The sequence below is a fragment of the Streptomyces sp. NPDC093261 genome (assembly GCF_044753645.1).
Lineage (GTDB): Bacteria > Actinomycetota > Actinomycetes > Streptomycetales > Streptomycetaceae > Streptomyces.
This window is the reverse complement of the sequence record NZ_JBIVNO010000009.1, coordinates 127,110-145,510: the sequence shown is the minus strand read 5'-3', so window position 1 is coordinate 145,510 and position 18,401 is coordinate 127,110. Positions and strand designations below refer to the sequence as shown.

Annotated in this window: 16 protein-coding genes; 15 read left to right on the top strand and 1 reads right to left on the bottom strand. The window is 71.0% G+C overall.

From position 1 onward, the window contains the following. Positions 1-18: 18 nt before the first annotated feature. The 9 genes from mltG to nusB all read left to right on the top strand — a co-directional run bounded on the left by mltG (position 19) and on the right by nusB (position 9,286). Positions 19-1,821, top strand: a complete 1,803-nt coding sequence (gene mltG, locus ACIP94_RS20535; protein ID WP_402427216.1) for an endolytic transglycosylase MltG — start codon at positions 19-21, stop codon at positions 1,819-1,821. Continuing rightward, a complete protein-coding gene (locus tag ACIP94_RS20530) occupies positions 1,818-2,654 on the top strand; it encodes a shikimate dehydrogenase (protein WP_402427213.1) in 837 nt (278 codons plus the stop codon). Before mltG ends, ACIP94_RS20530 begins: the two co-directional genes overlap by 4 nt. 212 nt (positions 2,655-2,866) lie before the next feature. Further along, positions 2,867-4,051: a chorismate synthase gene (gene aroC / locus ACIP94_RS20525; protein ID WP_402427210.1), complete on the top strand. Its 1,185-nt coding sequence runs from the start codon at positions 2,867-2,869 to the stop codon at positions 4,049-4,051. Between the two features lie 32 nt (positions 4,052-4,083). Next, entirely contained in the window at positions 4,084-4,566 is a 483-nt protein-coding gene (locus tag ACIP94_RS20520) for a shikimate kinase (RefSeq protein ID WP_402427573.1), read from the top strand. After that, positions 4,563-5,654: a 3-dehydroquinate synthase gene (aroB, locus tag ACIP94_RS20515; protein ID WP_402427207.1), complete on the top strand. Its 1,092-nt coding sequence runs from the start codon at positions 4,563-4,565 to the stop codon at positions 5,652-5,654. The genes ACIP94_RS20520 and aroB overlap by 4 nt, the downstream gene beginning before the upstream one ends. A gap of 377 nt (positions 5,655-6,031) precedes the next feature. Further along, positions 6,032-6,898, top strand: a complete 867-nt coding sequence (locus tag ACIP94_RS20510; RefSeq protein WP_402427205.1) for a Pro-rich N-terminal domain-containing protein — start codon at positions 6,032-6,034, stop codon at positions 6,896-6,898. Positions 6,899-7,137: 239 nt separating this feature from the next. Next, entirely contained in the window at positions 7,138-8,244 is a 1,107-nt protein-coding gene (locus ACIP94_RS20505; RefSeq protein WP_402427202.1) for an aminopeptidase P family protein, read from the top strand. A 44-nt stretch (positions 8,245-8,288) separates the two neighbouring features. Next, positions 8,289-8,855: an elongation factor P gene (gene efp, locus ACIP94_RS20500; protein WP_329504462.1), complete on the top strand. Its 567-nt coding sequence runs from the start codon at positions 8,289-8,291 to the stop codon at positions 8,853-8,855. Positions 8,856-8,857: 2 nt separating this feature from the next. Continuing rightward, positions 8,858-9,286, top strand: a complete 429-nt coding sequence (gene nusB / locus ACIP94_RS20495) for a transcription antitermination factor NusB (protein WP_402427198.1) — start codon at positions 8,858-8,860, stop codon at positions 9,284-9,286. A gap of 315 nt (positions 9,287-9,601) precedes the next feature. On the opposite strand, the gene bldD is transcribed toward nusB, so the two are convergent. Next, on the bottom strand, positions 9,602-10,105 hold the full coding sequence (gene bldD, locus ACIP94_RS20490) for a transcriptional regulator BldD (protein WP_234516861.1): 504 nt from the start codon (positions 10,103-10,105) through the stop codon (positions 9,602-9,604). A gap of 241 nt (positions 10,106-10,346) precedes the next feature. Here bldD and pyrR point away from each other — a divergent pair, with 241 nt between their 5' ends. The 6 genes from pyrR to carB all read left to right on the top strand — a co-directional run bounded on the left by pyrR (position 10,347) and on the right by carB (position 18,359). Then, complete coding sequence (pyrR, locus tag ACIP94_RS20485) at positions 10,347-10,919, top strand: bifunctional pyr operon transcriptional regulator/uracil phosphoribosyltransferase PyrR (protein ID WP_402427195.1); 573 nt, start codon at positions 10,347-10,349, stop codon at positions 10,917-10,919. Between the two features lie 104 nt (positions 10,920-11,023). Beyond that, positions 11,024-12,019, top strand: a complete 996-nt coding sequence (locus ACIP94_RS20480; protein ID WP_402427192.1) for an aspartate carbamoyltransferase catalytic subunit — start codon at positions 11,024-11,026, stop codon at positions 12,017-12,019. 5 nt (positions 12,020-12,024) lie between these two features. Then, complete coding sequence (locus ACIP94_RS20475; protein ID WP_402427189.1) at positions 12,025-13,311, top strand: dihydroorotase; 1,287 nt, start codon at positions 12,025-12,027, stop codon at positions 13,309-13,311. Beyond that, complete coding sequence (locus tag ACIP94_RS20470; protein WP_402427186.1) at positions 13,308-13,919, top strand: hypothetical protein; 612 nt, start codon at positions 13,308-13,310, stop codon at positions 13,917-13,919. Before ACIP94_RS20475 ends, ACIP94_RS20470 begins: the two co-directional genes overlap by 4 nt. Then, a complete protein-coding gene (carA, locus tag ACIP94_RS20465; RefSeq protein WP_402427183.1) occupies positions 13,916-15,058 on the top strand; it encodes a glutamine-hydrolyzing carbamoyl-phosphate synthase small subunit in 1,143 nt (380 codons plus the stop codon). Before ACIP94_RS20470 ends, carA begins: the two co-directional genes overlap by 4 nt. Further along, positions 15,051-18,359, top strand: coding sequence for a carbamoyl-phosphate synthase large subunit (gene carB / locus ACIP94_RS20460; RefSeq protein WP_402427180.1), 3,309 nt, complete (start codon positions 15,051-15,053; stop codon positions 18,357-18,359). The genes carA and carB overlap by 8 nt, the downstream gene beginning before the upstream one ends. The last annotated feature ends 42 nt before the right edge of the window (positions 18,360-18,401 follow it).

Below are 18,401 nucleotides of genomic sequence, written 5' to 3'. Positions count from 1 at the left end.
CGCGGCTCTAGGGGATCGATGACTGAGTATGGCCGGGGCCCAGGCTCCGCACCGTGGCATCCGGAGGACCCGTTGTACGGGGACGGCGGATGGGGAGGACAGCAGGCCCACGCGGGCCAGTCCCCTTACGGCGGCCGGCCGCAGCAGCACCCGGAGCAGGCACAGCAGCACTACGGCGACTGGGACGGCGTCTCGGGGGCCTCGGCATACGGCCAGGGGCAGCAGGACTACCAGCAGTATCCCGGCCATGGCGGGCAGCAGCACCCGGACCAGTACCAGCAGCAGAACGGGCAGCAGTACCAGCAGCAAAACGGACAGCAATACCAGCAGCAGTACCAGCAGCACGGGCCCGACGGACAGCAGTACCAGCAGGGGCCGCAGCAGAACGCGGGGGCCTATCCGGGCGGGCCGCAGCAGGGCTACGGCGACAACAACGGCTGGGGTGGCGGCGGGCAGGGCAATGTCCCCTATGCCGGCGATCCCCAGGACCCGTACGCCCAGGCCGGTGCGTACGGCGGTGAGCAACCCGACCTCTACCAGACGCCGGACGCCTATCCGCCGCCCGAGCCGCCGCACCGCAGGCAGGCCGAGCCGGAGCCGAAGACCGACTGGGACCCGGGCCCGGACCAGGGCGAACACGCCTTCTTCGCGGGTGACGACGAGGACGACGCCGACGACGACGGCGAGGACGGCCGTGGCCGCGGCGACCGCCGGGGACGCGGTGGCAAGGGCAAGAAGCGCCGCAACGGATGCGCCTGCCTGGTCGTCGTCCTGGTCTTCGGCGGCGGGATCGGCGGAGTCGGTTACTTCGGGTATCAGTTCTACCAAAATCGTTTCGGCGCGGCGCCCGACTATGTCGGCGAGGGCAGCGGCGAGCAGGTCACGGTCACCATCCCCAAAGGGTCCGGCGGTTTCGCCATCGGCCAGGTGCTCAAGCAGGCCGGTGTCGTCAAGAGCGTCGACGCGTTCGTCGCGGCGCAGGAGCAGAACCCGAACGGGAAGACCATCCAGGCGGGCACGTACACGCTGAAAAAGCACATGTCCGCGGCGGCGGCCGTGCAGTTGATGCTCAGCCCCGCGAGCAAGAACAACCTGATCATCGCCGAGGGCTGGCGCAACGCGAAGGTGTACGCGGCGATCGACGGCCGACTCCAGTTGAAGGCGGGCACCACCCAGGCCCTCGCCGCGAAGAAATGGAAGACCTTCGGCCTTCCCGACTGGGCCGACAGCAACAGCAGCATCAAGGACCCTCTGGAAGGGTTCCTCTACCCCTCCAGCTATCCGGTCGCCAAGGGCATGAAGCCCGAGGACGTCCTCAAGCAGATGGTCGACCTGGCCAAGGAGAAGTACGCCGAGTACGGCCTCCAGGCCAAGGCGAAGAGCCTCAACCTGGACAACCCGCTCCAGGTCCTGACGGTCGCGAGCCTCGTCCAGGCCGAGGGCAGGTCCAAGCACGACTTCGAGAAGGTCGCCACGGTCGTCTACAACCGGCTCAGGCCCAACAACACCGAGACCAACGGTCTGCTCGACTTCGACTCGACGGTGAACTACCTGCGCGGCGAGTCCAAGCTCGGGACCGGTTCCGTCGACGACCTCCGGAAGATCGACAACCCGTACAACACCTACCGGGTCAAGGGCCTGCCCCCCGGTCCGATCGACAACCCCGGCGAGGTGGCGATCAAGGCCGCGCTCAACCCGGCCAAGGGCAACTGGTACTACTTCGTCTCGATCAGTGACAACGAGACGCTGTTCGCCGAGACCAACGCAGAGCAGAACCGCAACCGCGAGAAGTACCTCGAAGAGCAGAAGAAGGGACAATGACGGGCACCGCCAGCAAGCGCCGGGCCGCCGTCCTCGGTTCCCCGGTCGCCCACTCCCTCTCCCCGGTGCTGCACCGCGCCGCATACGACGAGCTGGGACTGAGGAATTGGTCCTACGACCGGTTCGAGATCGACGAGGCGGCGCTGCCGGGGTTCTTCGCGGACCTCGGACCCGAATGGGCCGGACTCTCGCTGACCATGCCGCTGAAGCGGGCCGTCATCCCCCTGCTCGACGCGATCAGCGACACGGCGGCCTGTGTCGAGGCGGTGAACACGGTGGTGTTCACCGAGGACGGGCGGCGCGTCGGTGACAACACCGACATCCCCGGGATGGTCGCCGCACTGCGCGAGCGGGGCGTCGAGCAGGTCGACTCCGCCGCGATCCTCGGCGCCGGCGCGACCGCGTCCTCCGCGCTGGCCGCCCTCGCCCGTGTCTGCACCGGCGAGATCGTCGCCTATGTCCGCAGCGAGGCACGGGCCGCCGAGATGCGGCGATGGGGCGAGCGGGTCGGCGTCGACGTCCGGACGGCCGACTGGTCCGACGCCGCCCGGGCGCTGCGCGCGCCGCTGGTCGTCGCCACCACCCCGGCCGGCACGACGGACGCCCTCGCCTCCGCCGTCCCGGAGCGTCCCGCCACCCTGTTCGATGTGCTGTACGACCCCTGGCCCACCGCCCTCGCGGCGCGCTGGTCCGCGTACGGCGGCGCCGTCGTCAGCGGCCTCGATCTGCTGGTGCACCAGGCGGTGCTCCAGGTCGAGCAGATGACGGGCCGCTCCCCGGCCCCGGTGGACGCCATGCGCAAGGCGGGGGAGCACGCCCTGGCGGCCCGCTAGGGACGGCCCGTTCCCCCTCCGCTCCCGACCGCACCCGAAGGCGTCGACCCCCTGTGCCGGCGTCCGCCTGATGGACCCGGGACCGGTTCACGCCGCCGGACGTGGGAGGATCGGTGGTGGCGGACCGGGGCCGCGCACCCGGTCGCGCCGTCGCCGTGTGCGAGGACGCGCGTACACAGGGCAGTACCAGGCGCGAGCACTGAGGAGCACCGTTGAGCAGGTTGCGCTGGCTGACCGCGGGGGAGTCCCATGGTCCCGCACTTGTCGCGACGCTGGAGGGTCTTCCCGCCGGCGTGCCGATCACCACGGAGATGGTGGCGGATCACCTGGCGCGGCGGCGGCTCGGCTATGGCCGCGGTGCGCGGATGAAGTTCGAGCGTGATGAGGTCACCTTCCTGGGCGGTGTCCGGCACGGCCTGACTCTGGGCTCCCCGGTGGCGATCATGGTCGGGAACACCGAGTGGCCGAAGTGGGAGCAGGTGATGGCGGCCGATCCGGTCGACCCGGAGGTGCTGGCGGGTCTGGCGCGCAGCGCGCCGCTGACCCGGCCGCGGCCCGGGCACGCGGACCTGGCGGGCATGCAGAAGTACGGCTTCGACGAGGCGCGGCCGATCCTGGAGCGTGCCTCGGCCCGCGAGACGGCGGCGCGGGTGGCGCTGGGTGCGGTGGCCCGGTCGTACCTGAAGGAGACCACGGGCATCGAGATCGTCTCGCACGTGGTCGAGCTGGCGTCGGCGAAGGCTCCGTACGGCGTGTATCCGACCCCGGCCGATGTGGAGAGGCTGGACGCCGATCCGGTGCGCTGCCTGGACGCGGACGCGTCGAAGGCGATGGTCGCGGAGATCGACCAGGCGCACAAGGACGGCGACACCCTTGGGGGTGTGGTCGAGGTGCTCGCCTACGGGGTGCCGGTGGGCCTCGGCTCGCATGTGCACTGGGACCGGCGGCTGGACGCCCGGCTGGCGGCCGCGCTCATGGGTATCCAGGCGATCAAGGGCGTGGAGGTCGGTGACGGTGTCGAGCTGGCGCGGGTGCCGGGCTCCAAGGCCCATGACGAGATCCTCACGACGCCCGAGGGCATCAGGCGGGCGACGGGCCGCTCCGGCGGCACCGAGGGCGGTCTGTCCACGGGTGAGCTGCTGCGGGTACGCGCCGCGATGAAGCCCATCGCGACCGTTCCCCGGGCGCTGAGGACCTTGGACGTCTCCACGGGTGAGCCGGCGAAGGCACACCATCAGCGCTCCGACGTGTGCGCGGTGCCGGCGGCCGGCATCGTGGCCGAGGCGATGGTCGCGCTGGTGCTCGCGGACGCGGTGGCGGAGAAGTTCGGCGGGGACAGCGTGCCGGAGACGCGCCGCAATGTGCGGTCGTACCTCGACAGCCTGGAGATCCGGTGAGCGCGGCGCCCGCGGTGATCCTCGTCGGCCCGATGGGGGTGGGGAAGTCCACCGTCGGGCGGCTGCTGGCCGAGCACCTCGGCGTGGGCTACCGCGACACGGACGAGGACATCGTGGCCGAGCAGGGCCGTAGCATCGCGGACATCTTCGTGGACGAGGGCGAGCCCGCCTTCCGCGCGATCGAGAAGCGGGCCGTGCGGCGGGCGATCGCCGAGCACGACGGGGTGCTGGCCCTGGGCGGCGGCGCGATCCTCGACGAGGACACCCGCGCGCTGCTCGCCGGACAGCGCGTGGTCTACCTCTCGATGGACGTCGAGGAGGCGGTCAAGCGCACCGGCCTCAACGTGGCCCGCCCGCTGCTCGCGGTCAACCCGCGCCGCCAGTGGCGTGAGCTGATGGAGGCACGCCGGCACCTGTACGAGGAGGTCGCCACCGCCGTCGTGCCGACCGACGCCCGGGGCCCCGAAGAGGTGACCCAAGCCGTCCTGGACGCAGTGGAGTTGAAGGAAGCATGAGCGAGGCAGTGACGCGGATCCAGGTCGGCGGCACCGCGGGCACCGACCCCTACGAGGTCCTGGTGGGCCGTCAACTCCTGGGCGAGCTGGGAGGTTTGATCGGTGACCGGGTCAAACGGGTCGCGGTGATCCACCCGGAGGCGCTGGCCGAGACGGGCGAGGCGCTGCGCGCCGACCTCGCCGAGCAGGGCTTCGAGGCGATCGCCATCCAGGTCCCGAACGCGGAGGAGGCCAAGACCGCCGAGGTCGCCGCCTACTGCTGGAAGGCGCTGGGCCAGTCCGGCTTCACCCGGACCGACGTCATCGTCGGCGTGGGCGGTGGCTCGACCACCGACCTGGCGGGGTTCGTGGCCGCGACCTGGCTGCGCGGGGTGCGCTGGGTCGCGATCCCCACCACCGTGCTGGCCATGGTGGACGCGGCGGTCGGCGGCAAGACCGGGATCAACACCGCCGAGGGCAAGAATCTGGTCGGCGCCTTCCACCCGCCGGCGGGTGTGCTGTGCGACCTCGCCGCTCTGGACTCCCTGCCGGTCCACGACTACGTCTCCGGGCTCGCCGAGGTCATCAAGGCCGGTTTTATCGCCGACCCGGTGATCCTGGACCTGATCGAGCAGGACCCGGCCGCCGCCCGTACCCCGGCCGGCCCGCACACCGCCGAGCTGATCGAGCGCTCCATCAGGGTCAAGGCCGAGGTGGTCTCCGCCGACCTGAAGGAGTCCGGCCTGCGGGAGATCCTCAACTACGGGCACACGCTCGGCCACGCGATCGAGAAGAACGAGCGCTACCAGTGGCGCCATGGTGCCGCCGTCGCGGTCGGCATGCACTTCGCGGCCGAACTCGGGCGGCTGGCAGGCCGCTTGGACGACGCCACGGCCGATCGCCACCGTACGATCCTGGAGGCCGTCGGGCTGCCGCTGCACTACCGCTACGACCAGTGGCCGAGGCTGCTCGAGACCATGAAGGTCGACAAGAAGTCCCGCGGCGACCTGCTCCGTTTCATCGTGCTGGACGGCCTGGCCAAGCCGACCGTGCTGGAGGGCCCGGACCCGGCGGTCCTGCTCGCCGCGTACGGCGAAGTGGGCCAGTGACACCACCTCTCGGGCCTGGGTGCCCGTGCTGCCGGGCTTGAGTGTTCGTGCTGCCGGGCCTGGGTGCCCGAGCTGCCGGGATTGAGTGTTCGTGCTGCCGGGTCCCGGGTGCCCACGCTCCCGGGTCTGGGCGTTCGTGCTGCCGGGGCCGAGCGCGGGCGACTCGTTCCGCAGGGCGCCGGTTGCCCCGATTCGCCTGCGGCGACGGGCACTTCGGGCCGTCGCCGGGCGTTCACACAACGACGGCCGGGGAAGGTACCGTTCGGTGAGGAGGGGGGCCCGCGCCCCGCTCCCGGAGTCAGTAGCCTGCCGCGAATGAGCCGGAGGAGCGCGCCGGTGGCGACCGGGCCCGAGACGACGAGACGGAGTGGCACCGGATGCAGCACGCAGTGGGATCTCCGCTGCCGCCGCCCCATCGGCCGGGGCAGGGACCGGCGACCGCCTGGTCACCGGCCGCACACCACCCGGGACAGCCGGGCGCCCACCCGGGTCCGGCACCGCACGTCGCGCCCCCTGCGGGCTTCGCGGCCCCCCCGGTGCCGCCCGGGCCCCCGCACACCCACGTCCCCCCGCACCACGCCCCCGTCCCGCCCGCGCCGGACACCACGGGTCAGTTCCGGCAACCGCCCGGCGCCCCGGACGGCGTGCCCGGCGCGCCCCCGGCCGTGAGCACGCCGGATCCCGCCAGCGCCACGCTGGCCGTGCTGCTCATCGGCCCGGCGGGCGCGGGCAAGACGAGTGTCGCGAAGTACTGGGCCGACCACCGCCGCGTCCCCACGGCCCACATCAGCCTCGACGACGTACGCGAGTGGGTGCGCTCCGGATTCGCCGACCCGCAGTCGGGGTGGAACGACCACTCGGAGGCGCAGTATCGTCTCGCCCGCCGCACCTGCGGCTTCGCGGCCCGCAACTTCCTGGCCAACGGCATCTCGTGCATCCTCGACGACGCCGTCTTCCCGGACCGTCCGGTCGTCGGCCTCGGTGGCTGGAAACGGCATGTGGGACCCGGCCTGCTCCCGGTCGTCCTGCTGCCCGGACTCGAGATTGTCCTGGAGCGCAACGCGGAGCGCACGGGCAACCGCCGCCTCACCGACGAGGAGGTCGCCCGCATCCACGGCCGTATGGCCGGCTGGTACGGCTCAGGACTGCCGATCATCGACAACTCCCAGCTCGACGTGGCGGGAACGGCCCGGGTGCTGGACGAGGTCCTGGCCCGTTCGATCGCCAGCCCGCCGCAGTGGTGAAGGGGTAGGCGGCCGTATGGGTGAAATGACGGTCTCGTCGCGGCCGTGAGGTGGCACGGAGCGGTGGTGGTGAGCGGCGGCGACCGCCCCCGCTCCCCTCGACGGGCCGGCCGGAACCTGAGCCGGCCCCGCGCCGGCCCGTCCCCCGTGGGACTCCGGGCCGCCTCCGCGGCCGGCCCGGCCGCCCGTCCGGCCCCTTTGGACCGGCGACATTCGGCCACCGCTCGTAGGCTCGGGTCATGTCAGAGGTGTACGCGGCCCGCCGGGAGCGGCTGAGGGATCGCTGCAGCGCGGGTGGCAGTGCGGCGGCGCTGGTCACCCGCCCCGCCAACGTCCGCTATCTCGCGGGCGCCTCGCCCCAGGGCGCCGTCCTGCTGGTCGGTACGGGGGAGGACGTGCTGCTGTGCGCCGGATCGCCGGACGACGAGCTGATCGACGGACGGCCGGACGAGTCCGTGCGGGTGCAGGTGCTGCCGCCGTCCGGCGGCGACCCCGCCCTGACCGGGGCCGACCTGGCCGCCGCCCAGGGCGCCGAGTCCCTGGCGGTCGAGGAGCACCATCTCACGGTGGCCCGGCACCGGGCCCTGGCGTCGGTCGCCCCCCGGCTGCGGCTGCTGGACCTCGGCGGCGCGGTCGAGCAGCTGCGTCTGGTCAAGGACGAGGACGAGATCTCCCTGCTGCGCATCGGGGCGGAGATCGTCGACCAGGCGCTGAGCGAGTTGCTGGAGTCGATCCTCGTCGGCCGCACCGAGCGTCACCTCGCCCTGGAACTGGAGCGCCGTCTGATCGACCACGGTGCCGACGGGCCCGCCTTCACCACCTCCGTCGGCACCGGCCCGAACTCCGGACGCCCAGGTCACCGCCCCACCGACCGGCGGGTGGAGGAGGGCGACTTTCTCTCCGTCTGCCTCGGGGCCACCTACCGCGGCTACCGCTGCGAGATCGGCCGTACCTTCGTGATCGGCACCTCGCCCGCGGACTGGCAGATCGAGTTGTACGATCTCGTCTTCGCCGCCCAGCGCGCCGGACGGCAGGCCCTGGCACCCGGCGTCGCCTGCCGGGATGTGGATCGCGCCGCACGTCAGGTACTGGACTCCGCGGGGTACGGCAGCGGCCTCGCACCGGGGACCGGGCACGGTGTGGGACTCGAAATCGACGAGGACCCGCAGTTGGCCCCGGCAGCCATGGGTAAACTGGACGCTTGCGTGCCGGTCACCGTCGAACCCGGGGTTCACCTCCCGGGCCGGGGCGGGGTCCGGATCGATGACACGCTCGTCGTGCGCCCCGAGGCGGACGGCGGACCCGAGCTACTCACCATCACGACCAAGGAGCTGCTCGCGCTGTAGCGCGCGCGCCGGGGTCGTACGTCAGTCCAGGAGATTCCGCAACCGTGGCTTCCACGAACGACCTCAAGAACGGCATGGTGCTCAAGCTCGAAGGCGGCCAGCTCTGGTCCGTCGTCGAGTTCCAGCACGTCAAGCCCGGCAAGGGCCCGGCCTTCGTGCGCACCAAGCTCAAGAACGTGCTCTCCGGCAAGGTGGTCGACAAGACCTTCAACGCCGGTGTCAAGGTCGAGACGGCCACCGTCGACAAGCGCGACATGCAGTTCTCGTACAAGGACGGCGAGTACTTCGTCTTCATGGACATGGAGACCTACGACCAGCTGCACATCGACCCGAAGGCCGTCGGCGACGCCGCGAACTTCCTCATCGAGGGCTTCACGGCGGTCGTCGCGCAGCACGAGGGCGAGGTGCTGTTCGTCGAGCTGCCCGCCGCAGTCGAGCTGACCATCGCCGAGACCGAGCCGGGCGTCCAGGGCGACCGCTCCACGGGCGGCACCAAGCCCGCCACGCTCGAGACCGGCCACCAGATCCAGGTCCCGCTCTTCATCACCACCGGTGAGAAGATCAAGGTCGACACCCGTACCAGCGACTACCTCGGCCGGGTGAACGCTTAACCGTGGCTGCCCGCAACACGGCACGTAAGCGCGCCTTCCAGATCCTCTTCGAGGGGGACCAGCGCGAGGCCGATGTCCTCACGGTCCTCGCGGACTGGATCCGGCACTCGCGGACCGACACCCGGCAGCCGCCGGTGAGCGAGTACACGATGCAGCTCGTCGAGGGCTACGCGGAGCACGCGAAGCGCATCGACGAGCTGATCGCGCAGTACGCGGTCGGCTGGACCCTCGACCGGATGCCGGTCGTCGACCGCAACCTCCTGCGCCTCGGTGCCTACGAACTGATCTGGGTCGACGAGACGCCGGACGCCGTGGTGCTCGACGAGATGGTGCAGCTCGCCAAGGAGTTCTCCACGGACGAGTCGCCCGCGTTCGTCAACGGGCTGCTCGGCCGGCTCAAGGACCTCAAGCCGTCATTGCGCCGGGAGTAGCTCCGCGGACGCGGTCCGCGGCCCAACGCGGCGCGGGGACGTCCACGGGGCGCCGGCCTGATCCGGGGCGGAGGTGTCCGCGGACCGCGAGGCGTCCGGGCCGCGTGGTCTTCTGCGCCTCTTCAGGCGTGGCGGCACCCCCGGGCGCGACGACGCCGCACCTACGCCGGAGGGCCCACAGCACGCATGCTGTGGGCCCTCCGGCGTATCCGGGTCCGGCGGTCGCCGCGGGGCCCGCGAGAACGCCGCCGGGGTGGCCCGACCGCACTGGTCCGGCCACCCCGGCGGCACGTTTCTGCTGAGGCTCGGGAGAAGTCAGCTCTCCTCGTGGGACGCCACGGCCCGGCGCGCGTCCGCGTCCAGGACGCCCCAGCTGATCAGCTGCTCGGTCAGCACCGAGGGGGACTGGTCGTAGATCACCGCGAGGGTGCGCAGGTCGTCCTGGCGGATCGACAGCACCTTGCCGTTGTAGTCACCGCGCTGGGACTGGATCGTCGCCGCATAACGCTGGAGCGGGCCCGCCTTCTCGGCCGGCACGCTGGCCAGGCGCTCCAGGTCCAGGACGAGCTTCGGCGGCGGCTCGGCGGCACCGCCAGGGGTGGTGCCGGGCAGCAGTTCCTGGACCGGAACCCCGTAGAAATCCGCCAGCTCGGCGAGGCGCTGCACGGTGACGGCGCGGTCCCCGCGCTCGTACGACCCGACCACGACCGCCTTCCAGCGTCCCTGGGACTTCTCTTCCACACCGTGGAGGGAAAGGCCCTGCTGGGTGCGGATGGCCCGGAGCTTGGCCCCGAGCTGTTTGGCGTATTCGCTGGACATATAGCTCCCCGGACGAAGGCTGGTGACTCACTGTGAGGTTACGCAGCGTGACTCTGCCCCGTCAAGCCGAACGGTCCGCACCGACCCGTCCGTGGGAGACGACGTGCGGTGACGCCTAACGGGTGACACGGGGGCGCCAGGGGGGTGATCGAACCCTCCCGGCGGCCTGCTAGTCTGTATGGCGCAATTCCGACGTCCTTTAAGGTCCGTCCCGTGAGGCGGAGAAGGAGGTCCGTTTCGTATGGACACACAGCATTCCGATGCGCGACCCGTCCTCGAAGGTCCTGACATCGCGCGGGTACTGACCCGTATCGCCCACGAGATCGTCGAGCGCGCCAAGGGCGCCGAAGACGTGGTGCTCCTCGGCATCCCGACCCGGGGCGTCTTCCTCGCCCGTCGGCTCGCCGTCAAGCTCGAGCAGATCACCGGCCGCACGATCCCGGTGGGCTCCCTCGACATCACCATGTACCGCGACGATCTGCGGTTGCAGCCCCCGCGTGCCCTGGCCCGCACGGAGATCCCCGGAGACGGGCTCGACGGACGTCTCGTCGTCCTCGTCGACGACGTGCTCTTCTCCGGCCGCACCATCCGTGCCGCCCTCGACGCCCTGAACGACATCGGGCGTCCGCGCGCGGTCCAGCTCGCGGTCCTCGTCGACCGCGGCCACCGCGAACTTCCGATCCGCGCCGACTACGTCGGCAAGAACCTCCCCACGTCGCTGCGGGAGACGGTCAAGGTCCAGCTCACCGAGGAGGACGGTCGTGACACCGTGCTGCTCGGGGTGAAGCAGACCGTGGCGGGCGCACAGCAGTAGCACTGCGGCGTACCTCCCTGCCGTACGCGCCGCGAGTGCGCCTCCGCACGCGCGCGCCTGCCCGAATCCTCCCGATTGATGAACTGCCTTACGGAGCCTGACAGATGCAGCGCCATCTCATCTCGGCCGCCGACCTCACCCGTGACGACGCCGTCCTGATCCTCGACACCGCCGAGGAGATGGCCCGCGTGGCGGACCGGCCCATCAAGAAGCTGCCGACCCTGCGCGGCCGCACCGTCGTCAACCTCTTCTTCGAGGACTCCACCCGCACCCGGATCTCCTTCGAGGCCGCCGAGAAGCGGCTGTCCGCGGACGTGATCAACTTCTCCGCCAAGGGATCCAGCGTGTCCAAGGGCGAGTCCCTCAAGGACACCGCCCAGACCCTGGAGGCGATGGGCGTCGATGCCGTCGTCATCCGGCACGGCGCCTCCGGAGCCCCCTACCGCCTGGCCAACTCCGGCTGGATCGACGCCGCCGTGATCAATGCCGGCGACGGCACCCACCAGCACCCCACCCAGGCCCTGCTCGACGCCTTCACCATGCGCCGCCGACTGGTCGGCCGGGACGCGGGGCTCGGCCACGACCTGGCCGGGAAGCGCATCACCATCGTCGGCGACGTGCTGCACAGCCGGGTCGGCCGCTCCAACGTCGACCTGCTGCACATCCTGGGCGCCGAGGTCACCCTGGTCGCCCCGCCCACCCTGCTGCCCATCGGCGTCGGATCCTGGCCCTGCGAGATCTCCTACGACCTCGACAGCGCGCTGCCCAAGTCGGACGCGGTGATGATGCTGCGCGTCCAGCGCGAGCGTATGAACGCCGCCTTCTTCCCGACCGAGCGCGAGTACGCGCGGCGCTACGGCCTGGACGCCGACCGGATGGCGAGGATGCCCGAGCACGCCATCGTGATGCACCCCGGCCCGATGGTCCGCGGCATGGAGATCACCGCGGAGGTGGCCGACTCCGGGCGCTGCACCGCCATCGAGCAGGTGGCGAACGGTGTCTCGATCCGGATGGCCGTGCTGTACCTGCTGCTCGGCGGGGCGGTATTCGATTCCCGGAACGTGCCCGCCCACCCCCACACCGGTACCGAGGAGAAGTAAGACAGATGAGCAAGATCCTGATCCGTGGTGCGAAGGTGCTCGGCGGTGAGCCGCAGGACGTCCTGATCGACGGCGAGGTCATCGAGGCGGTGGGCGCGGGGCTGTCCGCCGAGGGCGCACAGATCGTCGAGGCCGACGGCAAGGTGCTGCTTCCGGGCCTCGTCGATCTGCACACGCACCTCCGTGAGCCCGGCCGCGAGGACTCCGAGACCGTCCTCACCGGAACCCGGGCCGCCGCGAGCGGCGGTTACACGGCCGTGTTCGCCATGGCCAACACCTTCCCGGTCGCCGACACCGCCGGCGTCGTCGAGCAGGTGTGGCGCCTCGGCCGGGAGCACGGCTACTGCGATGTCCACCCCGTCGGTGCCGTCACCGTCGGCCTGGAGGGAAAGAAGCTCGCCGAGCTGGGCGCCATGCACGAGTCGGCGGCCGGTGTCACCGTCTTCTCCGACGACGGCAAGTGCGTCGACGACGCGGTGATCATGCGCCGGGCGCTGGAGTATGTGAAGGCCTTCGGCGGTGTGGTCGCCCAGCACGCGCAGGAGCCGCGGCTGACCGAGGGCGCCCAGATGAACGAGGGCGTCGTCTCCGCGGAGCTGGGGCTCGGCGGCTGGCCCGCGGTCGCCGAGGAGTCGATCATCGCCCGGGACGTGCTGCTCGCCGAGCACGTCGGCTCGCGGGTGCACATCTGCCATCTGTCCACCGCCGGATCCGTCGAGATCGTGCGCTGGGCCAAGTCCCGCGGCATCCAGGTCACCGCCGAGGTCACCCCCCACCACCTGCTCCTCACGGACGAGCTGGTGCGCAGCTACAACCCGGTCTACAAGGTGAACCCGCCGCTGCGCACCGAGCGCGACGTCATGGCGCTGCGCGAGGCCCTCGCCGACGGCACGATCGACATCGTCGCCACCGACCACGCCCCCCACCCACATGAGGACAAGGACTGCGAGTGGGCCGCCGCCGCGATGGGGATGGTGGGCCTGGAGACGGCGCTGTCCGTGGTGCAGCAGACGATGGTCGACACCGGGCTGCTCGACTGGGCGGGGGTCGCCGACCGCATGTCCCTCAAGCCCGCGAGGATCGGCGGGGCCACGGGCCACGGCCGCCCCGTCTCGGCAGGCGAGCCCGCCAACCTCACCCTCGTCGACACCGCATACCGTGGCCTGGTGGACCCCGCGGGCTTCGCCTCGCGCAGCCGCAACACTCCGTACGAGGGCCGTGAGCTGCCGGGCCGCATCACCCACACGTGGCTCCGGGGCAAGGCCACCCTCGTGGACGGGAAGCTCGCGTGACTCCTGAAATCCTGCTGGCCGCCGAGAAGAAATCGGCGGAAGTGACCGACTGGGCCGCTCGGATCGGCTGGCTCGTGGGGCTCGCCCTGTTCGTCGCCCTCGTCTACTGGCTGATGCGCGAGGGCTGGAAGTGGCGCGGCACGCTCCAGGGCGACCTGCCGGAGCTGCCCGCCCGCCCGTCGCCCACCACCCTCGACGGAGGCGGCAAGCCGCCGCAGTCCGGAATGCCCGAGGAGCCCGGCCCGGCGAAACTGAGCATGACCGGCCGCTACCACGGCACCACGACCGCCGGACAGTGGCTGGACCGCATCGTGGCCCATGGCCTGGGTACCCGCAGCCGGGTCGAGCTCACGCTGACGGACGCCGGACTCGACGTCGTACGCCCCGGCGCGACCGACTTCTTCGTACCCGCCGGGCAGCTGCGCGAGGCCCGGCTCGACAAGGGCATCGCGGGCAAGGTCCTCAGCGAGGGCGGACTCCTCGTCGTGACCTGGGAGCACGGCGGCAAACTGCTCGACTCCGGTTTCCGCTCCGACCACGCGGCCGAGCACAACGACTGGGTCGACACCCTGAACCACATGATCGACAAGACGGAAGGCGCACGATGACGACCTCCACCAGGGGGGCCTCCAAGGCTCCCGCCGTACTCGTCCTGGAGGACGGCCGGATCTTCCGCGGCCGTGCCTACGGGGCCGTGGGGGTGACCTTCGGCGAGGCCGTGTTCTCCACCGGCATGACCGGCTACCAGGAGACCCTCACCGACCCGTCGTACCACCGCCAGGTCGTCGTGATGACCGCCCCCCACGTCGGCAACACCGGGGTCAACGACGAGGACCCCGAGTCGCAGCGGATCTGGGTCGCGGGCTATGTCGTACGCGACCCCGCGCGCGTGCCCTCCAACTGGCGCTCCAAGCGCCCGCTGGACGAGGAGCTGCGCCACCAGGGCGTCGTCGGCATCTCCGGCATCGACACCCGCGCGCTCACCCGCCATCTGCGCGAGCGCGGCGCCATGCGGGTCGGCATCTTCTCCGGCCACGCGCTGCCCGACGAGGGCACCATGCTCGCCGAGGTCCGCCAGGCCCCCGAGATGGTGGGCGCGGACCTCTCCGCCGAGGTCGCCACCAAGGAGGCCTACGTCGTCCCCGCGATCGGCGAGAAGCGGTTCACCGTCGCCGCGATCGACCTCGGCATCAAGGGCATGACCCCGCACCGCATGGCCGAGCGCGGCATCGAGGTGCATGTGCTGCCCGCGACGGCGACCGCCGAGGACGTGTACGCCGTGCAGCCGGACGGCGTGTTCTTCTCCAACGGCCCCGGCGACCCCGCCACCGCCGACCACGCCGTCTCCGTCATGCAGAGCGTCCTGGAGCGCAGGACGCCCCTGTTCGGCATCTGCTTCGGCAACCAGATCCTCGGCCGTGCGCTCGGCTTCGGCACCTACAAGCTGAAGTACGGCCACCGCGGCATCAACCAGCCGGTGCAGGACCGTACGACCGGCAAGGTCGAGGTCACCGCGCACAATCACGGCTTCGCGGTCGACGCCCCGCTCGACAAGGTGTCCGACACCCCCTACGGCCGCGCCGAGGTCTCCCACGTCTGCCTCAACGACGACGTGGTGGAGGGCCTCCACCTGCTCGACCAGCCGGCCTTCAGCGTCCAGTACCACCCCGAAGCCGCCGCAGGACCGCACGACGCCGCCTACCTGTTCGACCGCTTCGTATCCCTGATGGAGGGCCAGCGTGCCTAAGCGCACCGATATCCAGTCCGTCCTGGTCATCGGCTCCGGCCCGATCGTCATCGGCCAGGCCGCCGAGTTCGACTACTCCGGCACCCAGGCCTGCCGGGTCCTGAAGTCCGAGGGCCTGCGGGTCATTCTGGTGAACTCGAACCCGGCGACGATCATGACCGACCCGGAGATCGCCGACGCCACCTACGTCGAGCCGATCACCCCGGACTTCGTCGAGAAGATCATCGCCAGGGAGCGCCCCGACGCCCTGCTGCCCACCCTGGGCGGTCAGACGGCCCTCAACACCGCCATCTCGCTGCACGAGAACGGCGTCCTGGACAAGTACGGCGTCGAGCTGATCGGCGCCAATGTCGAGGCCATCCACAAGGGCGAGGACCGTGAGCGGTTCAAGGAGGTCGTGGAGGCGGTCCGGCGGAAGACCGGGCACGGTGAGTCCGCCCGGTCGGTGATCTGCCACACCATGGACGAGGTGCTCGCCGGCGTCGAGCGGCTCGGCGGCTACCCGGTCGTCGTCCGCCCCTCCTTCACCATGGGCGGCGCCGGATCCGGCTTCGCGCACGACGAGGACGAGCTGCGCCGCATCGCCGGCCAGGGCCTGACCCTCTCGCCGACCACCGAGGTGCTCCTGGAGGAGTCCATCCTCGGCTGGAAGGAGTACGAGCTGGAGCTGATGCGCGACAAGCACGACAACGTCGTGGTCGTCTGCTCCATCGAGAACTTCGACCCGATGGGCGTGCACACCGGTGACTCGATCACCGTCGCCCCGGCGATGACCCTGACCGACCGCGAGTACCAGATCCTGCGCGACATCGGCATCGCCGTGATCCGCGAGGTCGGCGTGGACACCGGCGGCTGCAACATCCAGTTCGCGGTCAACCCCGAGGACGGTCGTGTGATCGTCATCGAGATGAACCCGCGCGTCTCGCGCTCGTCCGCCCTCGCCTCCAAGGCCACCGGTTTCCCCATCGCCAAGATCGCCGCCAAGCTCGCCGTGGGCTACACCCTCGACGAGATCCCGAACGACATCACCCAGGAGACCCCGGCCTCCTTCGAGCCGACCCTCGACTACGTGGTCGTCAAGGCGCCCCGTTTCGCCTTCGAGAAGTTCCCGTCCGCCGACAGCACGCTGACCACGACCATGAAGTCGGTCGGCGAGGCGATGGCGATCGGCCGCAACTTCACCGAGGCGTTCCAGAAGGCGCTGCGCTCCCTGGAGAAGAAGGGCAGCCAGTTCACCTTCGTGGGCGAGACCGGCGACAAGGCGACGCTGCTGCGCGAGGCCGCCCGCCCCACGGACGGCCGCATCAACACCGTCATGGAGGCCATCCGCGCGGGCGCCACCCAGGAGGAGGTCTTCGAGTCCACCAGGATCGACCCCTGGTTCGTCGACCAGCTCTTCCTCATCAAGGAGATCGCGGACGAGCTGGCCGCCGCCGAGCGCCTGGACGCCGAGCTGCTCGCCGAGGCCAAGCGACACGGTTTCTCCGACCAGCAGATCGCCGAGATCCGGGGCCTGCGCGAGGACGTCGTGCGCGAGGTCCGGCACGCCCTGGGCGTGCGCCCGGTCTACAAGACGGTGGACACCTGCGCCGCCGAGTTCGCCGCGAAGACGCCGTACTTCTACTCCTCCTACGACGAGGAGAGCGAGGTCGCGCCGCGCGAGAAGCCCGCGGTCATCATCCTGGGCTCCGGCCCCAACCGCATCGGCCAGGGCATCGAGTTCGACTACTCCTGCGTCCACGCGTCCTTCGCGCTCAGCGACGCCGGGTACGAGACCGTGATGGTCAACTGCAACCCCGAGACCGTCTCCACGGACTACGACACCTCCGACCGCCTGTACTTCGAGCCGCTGACGCTCGAGGACGTGCTGGAGATCGTCCACGCCGAGCAGCAGGCCGGCCCGGTCGCGGGCGTCGTGGTGCAGCTCGGCGGCCAGACCCCGCTGGGCCTGGCGCAGGCGCTGAAGGACAACGGCGTGCCGATCGTGGGGACCTCGCCCGAGGCCATCCACGCCGCCGAGGACCGCGGCGCGTTCGGACGCGTGCTCGCGGAGGCCGGGCTGCCGGCGCCCAAGCACGGCACGGCCACCACGTTCGACGAGGCCAAGGCGATCGCGGACGAGATCGGCTACCCGGTGCTCGTCCGGCCCTCGTACGTCCTCGGCGGACGCGGTATGGAGATCGTCTACGACGAGACCCGGCTCGCGACGTACATCGCGGAGTCGACCGAGATCAGCCCCTCCCGGCCGGTGCTCGTCGACCGCTTCCTCGACGACGCGATCGAGATCGACGTCGACGCCCTGTACGACGGTGAGGAGCTGTACCTCGGTGGTGTGATGGAGCACATCGAGGAGGCCGGCATCCACTCCGGCGACTCGGCGTGCGCACTGCCCCCGATCACGCTGGGCGGCTTCGACATCAAGCGGCTGCGCGCCTCCACGGAGGCCATCGCCCGGGGTGTCGGGGTGCGCGGACTGATCAACATCCAGTTCGCGATGGCGGGTGACATCCTCTACGTCCTCGAGGCCAACCCGCGGGCCTCCCGCACGGTTCCCTTCACCTCGAAGGCGACCGCGGTGCCTCTGGCCAAGGCCGCCGCCCGGATCTCGCTCGGCGCCACCGTCGCGCAGCTGCGCGAGGAGGGCCTGCTGCCGAGGAACGGCGACGGCGGCGAGCTGCCGCTGGACGCGCCGATCTCGGTCAAGGAGGCCGTGCTGCCGTGGTCGCGGTTCCGCGACATCCACGGGCGGGGCGTGGACACGGTCCTCGGCCCGGAGATGCGCTCCACCGGTGAGGTCATGGGCATCGACTCCGTCTTCGGCACGGCGTACGCGAAGTCGCAGGCGGGTGCCTACGGCCCGCTGCCGACCAAGGGCCGCGCCTTCATCTCGGTCGCCAACCGGGACAAGCGGTCGATGATCTTCCCGGCGCGGGAGCTGGTCGCCCACGGCTTCGAGCTGCTCGCCACCTCCGGTACGGCCGAGGTGCTCAAGCGCAACGGCATCAACGTCACCGTGGTGCGCAAGCAGTCCGAGGGCACCGGACCGCTCGGCGAGAAGACCATCGTCCAGCTCATCCACGACGGCGAGGTCGACCTCATCGTCAACACTCCCTACGGCACCGGGGGCCGCCTCGACGGCTACGAGATCCGCACGGCCGCGGTGGCCCGCTCCGTGCCCTGCCTGACGACGGTCCAGGCGCTCGCGGCCGCCGTCCAGGGCATCGACGCCCTCAACCGCGGCGAGGTGAGCGTCCGCTCGCTCCAGGAACACGCGGAACACCTGACCGCGGCCCGCGACTGACAGCCCTTGAGGGGGACATCGGAAACGGTGTCCCCCTCTTCG